The organism is Caballeronia sp. BR00000012568055 (genome assembly GCF_029439455.1).
Classification (GTDB): Bacteria; Pseudomonadota; Gammaproteobacteria; order Burkholderiales; family Burkholderiaceae; genus Caballeronia.
On the sequence record NZ_JAQFVG010000052.1, the window covers coordinates 28337 to 39194 of the forward strand.

The following is a 10858-nucleotide window of genomic DNA, read 5'->3' on the forward strand; positions in this document are numbered from 1 at the left end:
GCGCCCGAATTACAACGCTGCGTCTTCGATCAGCGATGCCTTCACCGCGCGAATGCGTCGGTCTACGAAATAACCACCGCCCTCCGTATAGCGCAGATAAAGCCGGCTGCACGTCGAGCACGCCCACACATCGCAGCGGTTATAGGGAAAGTAGCGCGGCGCGATGGGCGCGTCCGGCGACCAGTAAGGCGAACTTCCCGGCGGATACTCCGCGTAAGTCGGCTCGGGATCGTCCGGCGATATGAGCGTGCCGACTTGCACGAGTGTGGATTCATCGAGCGATAAGGGCTGCGATTGCCAGCCGTCCAGCGGCGTTTTCGTGCAATCGCAGGCCACGTTCTGCGACTTGCGCTGCGCGTCTTGCGCGAGTTCGATCAGTTCTGCAGCGTTCAATAAGCGATGCATGGCGGCTCAGTCCAGGAACGTTATCAAAATTCGATCAGCGCGAAATCTTCCTTGCCGACATCGCAGAGCGGGCAGCGGAAGTCATCGGGGACATCGCACCAGCGCGTGCCCGGCGCGATGCCGTGTTCGGGATCGCCTTCGGCTTCATCGTATATCCAGCCGCAGATCAGGCAGACCCACTGTTTCAGGTCATTATCGGCCGATGCAGCGGGTTTGACGTCGGGCGCTACGTCTTCAGACACCGGATCAAGCGTCACGACGAGCGGATCCGCACCTTTCACCGGATCGCGCGCGAGCCACACGCTTAATGCGTCGTGCAGTTTACGTGCTTCCTCTGCGGTGAGATCGACCCAGTAAGGATCGCCTGCGCCGCTGTTCAGGCGGTTCGGTGAGAATTGCAGCTCGAGTGCCGCGCCCTTCTTGTACATGCGTTTCCGTTCGTTTCAGATACTTATTGGTATCCGAATACTAGCACGTCTTTCAACTCGTTCAGATACTTGCTAGTATCCGAACGCACGTATCGATGTCGAGGAAATCAAGCATGGTAAGACTATCCCGCGAAGAAAATCAGGCGCTCACGCGCGCACGGCTGCTGACGGTCGCAAAGGAACACTTCGCGCGCGAAGGATATGCGTCGTCATCGCTGGATCGGATTGCGGAAGACGCGGGCTTCAGCAAGGGCGCGGTGTATTCGAATTTCGCGGGCAAGGACGAATTGTTTCTGGGCGTGCTCGAAGAGCACGGACGCATCAGCGTCAACGAGATTCTGCAAGCGGTGAAAGGCGCGGCGGATATCGAAACGGCGATCGACCGGATTGCGGCATGGGCCACGCGTAATTCGCGTCATGGCAACTGGCCCATGCTGATTCTCGAATATTCGCGCGTGGCGCGACCCGACGATATCTTCCGCAAATCGCAGGAAAAGGTGCTGCGCGCACAGTGGAAAGCGCTCGGCGAACTGCTGCTCGAATTCGATACGACGCTGGAAATCAAGCCCGAAGTGCTGGGCGCGCTGGTCTTCGAACTGACCTACGCGCCCGCGATGAGCTTCGTCGGCAAACCCACTTCGGGCGATCTGTTACGCGCCGCATTGCGCGGCGTATTCGGTCTTTTACACGTCAAGCGTGAAGGTCGCGCTCGTTGAGTGGCCGCACGTTTTCGCTTTCGATTTCAGTCTCATTCAAAGCCGCAGCGGTTTGCACTTTGAAGTGACGCACCCACAAAGCGGTGAGAATCGGCACGAGAATGGCGGTGACGAGGCACGCCGTTGCGACCATCGCGGTAGCGGCAGGCACGAGTGGCTTGAAGCGCGGAATCATCTCACCAATGATCGCGGGATTCGCCACCGCCGCGCCCGCCGTCGACGATGCCGCGAGTCCCGCCGCGCCATTGCCGCCGCCAATCCAGCGATCCGCGAAAATCAGCGGAATGCCCGTCACCACGATCACGCCGAGACCGAGCAACACGCCCGGCACGCCGCTCGTCGCAATCACATGCAGGTCGATGCCGTTGCCCAGCGCAAAGCCGAAAAACGGAATCAGCGGATGCACGCAGCGGCCGAATAGTTCGCGTAACTGACTATCCAGATTGCCGAGGGTGAAGCCGATCAAAAAAGGCAGCACCGCGCCCACGAACAGACGCGGCTCGAAGAACGCCACGCCCGTTACGCCGAGGATCAACATGCTGATGAGCGGTCCCGATTCGATCGACATCAACACGAACGCGCCCGCCTCTTCGCGCGTGCCGTATTGCTGCATGACGGCGGCATAGAGACCGCCGTTGGTCATGTCCATCGACGTGGTGATGGCGAGCACGGAAAGCCCTGCAAACAGGCCCGTTTGCACGCCGTCGATCGGAATGAAGCGTGCCGCGATCAGCGTCATGATCCACGCGACGGCCATCTTCGTGACCAGCAGCGTGCCGGACTTGCGCAACACTACGCCCGTTGCGCGCAAGTCGATGGTCGCGCCCATGCAGAAGAACCACACCGCGAGAATCGGCACCGTGCCGGTGATGAGGCCATTGGTGAACGAGCCGAAGTATTTGCCCGCGTTAGGCGCGAAGGTATGCACGCATGCGCCGAGAATCAGCGGAATCAGCATGAGTCCGCCTGGCACGCGATCGATCGCCTTTTTGATATTCACGTCTCCTCCAAGGGCTTTTTAGCCCAATTATTGGGTTTGCATTCGTATGTGATTCAGCACTTCATGAGTTGGACAAAACAATCCATAAGTAACGTATGGCGCGCATGTTCGCAACGAGGGCTTTCACGCCCTCGCTCAGCGCCGATCCGCGCGTTTGAGTATGCTGTGCGTGGCATCTGCGTTGCGCCTTGCTGCAATGCAGATGGTCATCCACCGACACGCAAAGGAGTCTCGAATGGCAATCGAAAAGGTCCTGTACACGGCTCATGCTCACGTCACCGGCGGACGCGACGGACGCGCGACGATCCCCGACAGCAAGCTCGATCTCAGCCTCACCACGCCGAAAGAACTCGGCGGCGGTGGCGGCGACGGCACCAATCCCGAACAACTCTTCGCGGCGGGCTACAGCGCGTGCTTTATCGGCGCGATGAAGTTCGTCGGCGCGCGCGACAAGATCAATCTGCCGAAGGATCTGGCCGTGGACGGCAGCGTGGGCATCGGGCAGATTCCGAATGGCTTTGGAATTGAAGTGGAGCTAAAGATTTCGCTACCGGGAATGGATAAAGCGGAGGCGCAGGCGCTCGTCGATAAGGCGCATATCGTGTGTCCTTATTCGAATGCGACGCGCAATAACATCGACGTGAAGTTGACGTTGGTTTAAGCGGCTTCGAATTTTTCATGCGGCGAGACTTCGGTCTCGCTTATTTTCGCTCCTTAATAATGAGGCGACACTCAATAACGCGGTATTTCATCCGTTAAAAGCAGCAAGGCAAAGCATTGCGATTGGCGCATCGGCAAACTCGTAACGGCAATAAATTCCGCAGCGGTAATAGTGTTGTGTCTTAACATCAGGCAAAAGAAATTTTTTCGGTACTTATTGCCAATTCTTTGCGCTAGTGTGATTTGGAAAGCAGTCCCTAATTTCTCAAACGCATAGAAAAATTTACAGCGCGATCGTGCTGATGACGTCCAGACGCCCTGTCGCTCCCGTGCCACAGGCAAAACTCAGTCATCGAATGAACCTTTTTAGAATATTTTACTTTTCGACGAAAACGATTGCGCAGATGAATCCACCCTCAAGCAAAGGTTTGCCTCTGTAACATTGTGTTGCGTCCGGTCGGACAATTCAGCAGAATCCATTTCGTGTTCAGAAACGTCCGAAGACGGCTTCCGGAACACCACCCGGTAACGCCACCTCAACGGTTTAAACGGTCCGACACCATGATGCGCGACAGCCAAACCCTCGACTCGATCCGCGATTTGAATCTCTCCTATCTGCTGCTGGCGCAGCGTCTTCTCGCCGAAGATGCCGATGCCGCGCAGGCGCGTCTGGGTCTGTCGGCCGAGATCGCCGGTACGCTGGCTCAATTGACGCCGGCGCAGACGGTGCGGCTGGCTTCGTCGTCGCAAGTGCTGTGCTTCTTCCGCCTCGGCGGCGATGCGCTGCTCGAAGGGCTGGCCAGCCTCACGGAGCGCACGCAGCGCGCCGTGGCTGCCGGTATCACGTCCAGCGCTTCGCTTCAGGCAGCCTGACCATGAGCACGACGCCCACCAAAAGTCTCGCCGATGACGCCAGCCAGGTGCTTCGCGCCGTCACGCTGATTCGCCTCGGCGCGCGCATGCAGGTGCTGGAATCCGAATTCCCGAAGCTCTCGCGCGATCGTCTGATTCGCCTCTATCGCGAGGTGAAGGGTGCGTCGCCGCCCAAGGGCATGCTGCCGTTTTCGGCGGACTGGTATCTGACGTGGGCGCCGAATATCCATGCATCGATGTTCGCGAACGTGTACGCGTTTCTCGAAGAAAACAGCAAGGAACTGGATCGCGTCGATCTGCTCAGCCGCGCGTACGGTCTGTATGCCGAGCACTTCGAGATGCAGAACGAGCCGCTGCAAATGGATCTGACACGCGCGTGGACGCTGGTGCGCTTCAAGGAAGCGGGCATGCTGCGGATGGTCGGTTGCAAGCGTTGCCGCGGCAAGTTCGTCGCGCACTCGCAGGACAATAATCACGGCATGGTGTGCGGGATTTGCCAGCCGCCGTCGCGTGCGGGCAAGACCAAGGCATCGAAAATTGCACAGCAGGAAGGTGCGACGATTCAGGCTAAAGCCGCCTGAATTTTTTTCCAGCATGCGGACGCCGCGCGTCCGCATCGCAATTCGTTGATGAAAATTGGCTAGACAGTTAGTTGCATCACAATTGTTCGGATACCAAACTAACTAAAAACCCGAATGCCGCCGTTCAAACACATGCAACACAATCGCAAGCAAACGCAACACGATTGAAATAAACACGACGCAAAAACGTCAAGCGCGAGTAAGCGCCACGCAAGTGAACTGACTTAGGTGCGCCATTTGATGGTGGTCAAATCCGGGCCGAGGCTGCAAGTGCCCCACACCGTTTATCAAGCGTCGCTTGAAAACGCGGATCCACACTCAAATAACGACACCCGGAGTCTCATTCATGTTTCGTCGAGCCTTAATCGCTGGCGCGGTGGCTGCTGCCGCAGTCAGTCTGTACGCATGCGGCAGCGATCACGACAACTCAACCCCGCAGGACAAGCTCGCCACCGCTACGCCGATCAAGCATCTGGTGGTGATCTTCAACGAGAACGTCTCGTTCGATCACTACTTCGCCACTTACCCGAACGCAACGAATCCGGCGGGCGAACCGTCGTTCACGGCAGCCGCGGGTACGCCGACGGTCGCCGGTTTGTCGGGCTCGCTGCTGACGGCTAATCCGAACTTCACGAATACGCTGAACGGCACGGCCGCGGCGAATCCGTTCCGTCTGGATCGCACGCAGGCGGCAACCGCCGATCAGAATCACGCTTATACGGCTGAGCAGCAGGCCTATAACGGCGGCGCGGCCGATCTGTTCCCGAAGTACACGGGTAAGGGCACGAGCGGCGGCGCGGGCGCATTCGGCACTGCGGGTCAGGTGATGGGCTACTACGACGGCAACACGGTCGCCGCGCTCTGGAACTACGCGCAAAAGTTCGCGATGAGCGACAACGCCTACACCGACACCTACGGCCCGTCCACGCCCGGCGCGCTGGAAGTGGTGTCCGGCCAGAACAACGGCATGCAGATCGTGAAGACCAGCAAGCCGGTGTTCAATCTGACGACCGCATCGGGTTCGTATTACGTTGCGGACGGCCAGGGCGGTTTCACGATGATCAACGACGTCGATCCCGCCAACGATCTGTGCTCCAGCACGACCGATGTGGCCATGATGACCTCGAAGAACATCGGCGATCTGCTCAACGCGAAGAACGTGTCGTGGGGCGGCTTCATGGGCGGCTTCAATCTATCGACGACCAACAGCAACGGCACAACGGGCTGCAAGCGCAGCACCGTTTCGCCGGTCGTGGGTCAGGCAACGGCCGACTATGTCGCGCACCACAACTGGTTCCAGTACTACGCATCGACGGCGAATCCGCAGCATTTGCGCCCGAGTTCGACGGCGGCGATCGGTTCGTCGGTTGAATCGGATGGCAAGACGGCTGAACCGGCAAACCATCAATACGATACGGATGATTTCTTCGCAGCGGTCAAGTCGGGCAACTTCCCGTCGGTGAGCTTTTTGAAGGCGCCCGCGTACCAGGATGGTCACGCAGGTTATTCCGATCCGCTCGACGAGCAAGCGTTCACCGCAAAGGTCGTCAACTTCCTTCAGCAGCAATCGGAATGGAGCAGCACGGCGGTGATCGTTGCGTGGGATGACTCGGACGGTTGGTACGACCACCAGTTCACCGCACCGACCGCTTCTTCGTTCGATGCACAAGCCGACCAGCTCAACGGCGCGGGCAAGTGTGGGTCGGGCGCGGCTCCGCTGGGCGTGCAAGGCGGCGCGGTCAACGGCCGATGCGGTCCGGGTACGCGTATTCCGTTCCTTGTGATCTCGCCGTGGGCCAAGGTGAATTACGTCGATCACACGCTGATTACGCAAGCATCGGTGGTGCGCTTCATCGAAGACAACTGGCTCAGCTCGCAACGTCTGGGCGGCGGTTCGTTCGATGCCAGCGCGGGCAGCATCATGGGCATGTTCAACTTCAGCGGCCAGGGTAACAATCCGACGTTGTTCGTCGATCCGAACCTCGGCTCGCCGGTGGCATCGGTGCCTGCGATTTAAGGCTCCTTGCCATAGCAGTTATCGCGTTGTCGCCGTTTATCGGCGACAACGCGTTTTCCATTCACGCTTCGTACCGATCGAATCAATGTCCGCTACCGTCGCAGATCAACCCAACAAGCCGGCGCCGAAAGTGCGCGTTCTTAAACACGGGCTGATCGCCCTCGTCGTGGCGGCGGGCGCGTTCAGCGCTTTCGCATTCGAGTATCCGCAATATGTGCCCGAAGCGATCGGCGAATTCGTCGAGAACACCACGGGTGCGAATGCGCATCCGATGCCTTTGCAGCGGCCTGCAGTCGCGCCTCTAAGCGCCGTCGCTCAACTCGGGCAGAAGATTTTCTTCGATAAGACTTTGTCCGCGTCGGGCCAGCAGTCGTGCGCGACGTGCCATGATCCGTCGCATTCGTTCGCAGCACCAAATGATTTATCCGTGCAGCAAGGCGGACCGCATCTGACCTTGCAGGGTTATCGGCCGCCGCCTTCGCTGATGTATCTGTATCGTCAGCCGAGCTTCAGCATCGGACCGGATGCAGGCGATGCCGACAACGCGCCCGATCTCGCCGCGCTCGCGCAAGCCGCATCCGGCACGCAGCGCGCGCAGAAAAACGCAGGCGTTGCGCCTGCCGCGCCCGCGATGGTCCCGCAAGGCGGCCTCTTCTGGGACGGCCGCGCTGATACGCTTCAGGCGCAAGCCAGCGGCCCGATGCTGAACCCGGTCGAGATGGCGAACACGAGTCTCGATCAGGTCGCCGACAAGCTCGCGCATGCGCCGTATAAGGGCGATTTCGAAAAACTCTTCGGCCCGCGCATCTTCGATACACGCGGCGGTCTCGCCGTCTCCGAAGCCATGTTCGCGGTCGCGCGCTATCAGGTGGAAGAACAGGCGTTCCATCCGTATTCGAGCAAATACGATTACTGGCTCGAAGGCAAGGCGCGGCTCACGCAAGCCGAGTTGCATGGCCTGCATCTCTTCAACGATCCCGACAAGGCCAATTGCGCGGGCTGCCATTTGTCGAAGCCGAGTCCCGACGGCCTGCCGCCGATGTTCACCGACTTCCAGTACGAATCGCTTGGCATTCCGCGCAATCCGAAACTCGCAATCAATCGGAATCCGAAGTTCTTCGATATGGGCGTATGCGGTCCCTTCCGCGACGATCTGAAAGATCAGACGCAGTACTGCAGCATGTTCCTGACGCCGACGCTGCGCAATGTATCGACCCGTCATGCGTTCTTTCACAACGGCATCTATCACTCGCTCGACGATGTGATGGCTTTCTACAACGAACGCAATACCGCGCCGCAGAAGTTCTATTCGAAAGATGCGGATGGCAAGGTCCACAAGTACGACGATCTTCCGGCGCAATACGTGGCGAATATCGACGATAAAGACGCGCCCTTCGATCGCAAGTTCGGCGACAAGCCTGCGATGACGGATCAGGATATCAAGGACATCGTCGCGTTCCTGCATACGCTGGACGACGGCTACAAGCCCTGAAAAACCGCCACACTTGTTACTCCCGGCATCGCGCGGAAAGGTTCAGACTGTCTCTTCGCCGGATCGAAATTCAATAGGAGACAGATGCCATGAGTACGATGCAGACACCGCCGGTCGTATCGAAAAAAGAATGGGAAGCGGCGTACGAAGCCTTGTTGGTGAAGGAAAAAGCCCACACGCGCGCCCGCGATGCCCTCGCCACCGAGCGCCGCCGCATGCCGTGGATGGCGGTCGATAAGTCATATCAATTCGATGGTCCGAACGGCAAGATCAGCTTCGCCGATCTGTTCGAAGGCCGTCGCCAGTTGATTGTGTATCGCGCGTTTTACGAGCCGGGCGTGTTCGGCTGGCCGGAGCACGCATGTCGCGGTTGTTCGATGGTCGCGGATCAGGTCGCGCATGTTGCGCATCTGAATGCACGCGACACTACGCTCGTGTTCGCTTCACGCGCACCGCAAAGCGATATCGCGCGATTGAAAGCAAGCATGGGCTGGCAGGATATTCCGTGGTTCACCATCACCGATGACTTCGATACCGACTTCGGCGTGAACGAATGGCACGGCACCAACGTGTTCTTCCGCGATAACGATGGCCGTATTTATCGCACGTACTACATCAACAATCGCGGTGACGAGCAAATGGGCAACACGTGGAACTATCTCGACATCACGCCTTTGGGACGTCAGGAGTTGTGGGAAGACTCGCCACAAGGCTATCCGCAAACGCCTACGTACAAGTGGTGGAATTGGCACGATAGCTATGTGGAAGGCGCAGCGCCCGACAAGAAGTGGGTGGAGATATCGGATGCGGGAGAGAAAGCATTCCGTAATCAGGACCCTTAAAAATAGCGTTGTCATGTCCGGGTAAAGCGTTGCGAATAATGTCTCACGTGCCCCCACAGGAGACAAACGACAATGGCAACCAAAACCCCGCAGGACTCCGCATCACTTGCATCGCGCCGTGGCTTTCTGAAATTCGCGGGCGCATCCGGCCTCGCTACCGCAGCCGGCGCGATGAGCCGCACGGCGGACGCGGCATCGGCAAGTGCGGATGGCACGCCCGAACAGGTTCATCTGACGTGGGGCGGAGATCCGTCGAACGAAGTGATCGTGAGCTGGGCATCGCTTGCGCAGGCCGCGCAGCCGCGCGTGCAACTCACCACGCACGAAGGACATATGCGTGTGGTGCATGCCGTGCAGCGCACTTATACGGATGGCTTGAACGGCGAGATCGTCTGCACGTATCACGCGCGTTTGCATGGCCTGCATGCCGATACGACCTACCAATACACCGTCACCGCCGATAACGACAGCAACGCCGCGCAGCCCTTCAGCGCAAGCTTCAAAACCGCGCGGCACGGACGACATCAATTTCGCTTCACGAGTTACGGCGATCTCGCCACGCCCAACACGGGCTGGGTGTTGTCGTCGCCGCAAAGCCGCTTCGCGGTGCAGGCCGTCGAGCGTTTTCAGCCCTTGTTTCACCTGCTTAACGGTGATCTCTGCTACGCCAATCTGAACCCTACGCAGCAGCCCGAAGTGTGGCGCGACTTCGGCAACAACGCGCAAACATCGGCGGCGAATCGTCCGTGGATGCCCTGCCCCGGCAATCACGAAGTCGAGTTTCATAACGGCGCGCAGGGCTTCGACTCGTATCTGACGCGTTATACGCTGCCGGACAACGGCACGCGTTTTCCGGGCCGCTGGTACAGCTTCCGCGTGAGTTCCGTGCTGTTCGTATCGCTCGATGCAGACGACGTGGTTTATCAGGACGCCGCAGCATTTGTCGCCGGTCCCGCGCCGCTCACGCCCGCCGCAAGCACCGGCAATGCGCCGATTCAACCGGGCACATCGTTCTATATTCGCGGCTACAGCAACGGCGAGCAGACGCGCTGGCTCAAAAAGACCTTGCGCGAAGCCTCGCACGATGACGACATCGACTGGATCGTGGTGCAGATGCATCAGGACGCGCTCAGTTCGTCGAAGACCGGCAACGGCTCCGACAAGGGCATTCGTGAAGCATGGCTGCCGCTGTTCGATCGATACGGCGTCGATCTCGTGCTGTGCGGACACGATCACGACTACGAGCGCAGCCATCCGGTGCGCGGCTGCAATCATCACGCTGGCCGCGATGCGACCACGGGCCAGCCCGTCGATACCTTGCAGCCGCGTCCGGTCAGCACATCGCAGCGCGCCAACGATCCGATCGATACCTCGCACGGCACGGTGCATCTGATTCTCGGTGGCGGCGGCACGAGCGCGCCGCTCGATGTGTACGGCCTCGATCAGGGCACGGGCTTGCCGCAGGCGCAAATCTTCACCAAACCCAATCATCCGGTGGCGAGCACGACGACCGCGGGCGCGTTCGTGCGCCCCGTCGCGGATGCAGTCGAAGATGCGATCTGGTCCGCCCAGCGCGATACGGGTACGGGCTACGGCATCGCCGTATTCGATTGCGATCCGGGCGAGCACGGCGGCAAGACGACCATCACGATGAACTACTATCACGCGCCAGGCGCGGACCAAACGCCGACCGCCGACTACGAGTTGTTCGAGACGATCGTGCTGGAAAAGCGCTGTCGCCGCTGATTTTTCATGATGCGGAATTGAGGTCCGGTTTTTGAAAATTCACGCTGCATGGCAGCACGCGGTCCGTTGCATATGCGTGGATCGCGTTTCTTATCGTG

Annotated in this window: 11 protein-coding genes; 8 read left to right on the plus strand and 3 right to left on the minus strand. The window is 59.2% G+C overall.

Features of this window, described 5'->3' with window-relative positions:
• Window positions 1-9 precede the first annotated feature (9 nt).
• Window positions 10-405, minus strand: coding sequence for a hypothetical protein (locus P7F28_RS04040; protein WP_277183153.1), 396 nt, complete (start codon window positions 403-405; stop codon window positions 10-12).
• Window positions 406-428: 23 nt separating this feature from the next.
• Window positions 429-833 (minus strand): rubredoxin, encoded by a 405-nt coding sequence (locus tag P7F28_RS04045; RefSeq protein ID WP_277183154.1) that lies wholly within the window; start codon window positions 831-833, stop codon window positions 429-431.
• 113 nt (window positions 834-946) lie between these two features.
• On the opposite strand from P7F28_RS04045, the gene P7F28_RS04050 reads away from it, so the two are divergent.
• The gene (locus P7F28_RS04050; protein WP_277183155.1) at window positions 947-1549 is read left to right on the plus strand and encodes a TetR/AcrR family transcriptional regulator; all 603 of its coding nucleotides are present in this window, start codon (window positions 947-949) and stop codon (window positions 1547-1549) included.
• On the opposite strand, the gene kdgT is transcribed toward P7F28_RS04050, so the two are convergent.
• Entirely contained in the window at window positions 1524-2549 is a 1026-nt protein-coding gene (kdgT, locus tag P7F28_RS04055; RefSeq protein ID WP_277183156.1) for a 2-keto-3-deoxygluconate transporter, read from the minus strand. The two genes, P7F28_RS04050 and kdgT, sit on opposite strands and share 26 nt — an antisense overlap.
• Window positions 2550-2784: 235 nt before the next feature.
• Between kdgT and P7F28_RS04060 the strand changes: the two genes are divergently transcribed.
• The 7 genes from P7F28_RS04060 (at window position 2785) to P7F28_RS04090 (ending at window position 10760) form a co-directional block, all read left to right on the plus strand.
• Window positions 2785-3210 carry an organic hydroperoxide resistance protein gene (locus tag P7F28_RS04060; protein WP_277183157.1) on the plus strand — a complete coding sequence of 142 codons (426 nt, stop codon included), beginning with the start codon at window positions 2785-2787 and terminating at the stop codon, window positions 3208-3210.
• Between the two features lie 560 nt (window positions 3211-3770).
• Window positions 3771-4082: a flagellar transcriptional regulator FlhD gene (gene flhD, locus P7F28_RS04065; RefSeq protein WP_277183158.1), complete on the plus strand. Its 312-nt coding sequence runs from the start codon at window positions 3771-3773 to the stop codon at window positions 4080-4082.
• Between the two features lie 2 nt (window positions 4083-4084).
• Window positions 4085-4663 (plus strand): flagellar transcriptional regulator FlhC, encoded by a 579-nt coding sequence (flhC, locus tag P7F28_RS04070; protein ID WP_277183159.1) that lies wholly within the window; start codon window positions 4085-4087, stop codon window positions 4661-4663.
• A gap of 346 nt (window positions 4664-5009) precedes the next feature.
• Entirely contained in the window at window positions 5010-6680 is a 1671-nt protein-coding gene (locus P7F28_RS04075) for a phospholipase C (protein ID WP_277183160.1), read from the plus strand.
• Between the two features lie 85 nt (window positions 6681-6765).
• Window positions 6766-8172, plus strand: coding sequence for a cytochrome-c peroxidase (locus P7F28_RS04080; RefSeq protein WP_277183161.1), 1407 nt, complete (start codon window positions 6766-6768; stop codon window positions 8170-8172).
• A gap of 98 nt (window positions 8173-8270) precedes the next feature.
• Entirely contained in the window at window positions 8271-9014 is a 744-nt protein-coding gene (locus tag P7F28_RS04085) for a DUF899 family protein (RefSeq protein WP_277183164.1), read from the plus strand.
• Window positions 9015-9086: 72 nt separating this feature from the next.
• On the plus strand, window positions 9087-10760 hold the full coding sequence (locus P7F28_RS04090; RefSeq protein ID WP_277183162.1) for a fibronectin type III domain-containing protein: 1674 nt from the start codon (window positions 9087-9089) through the stop codon (window positions 10758-10760).
• Window positions 10761-10858: the final 98 nt, after the last annotated feature.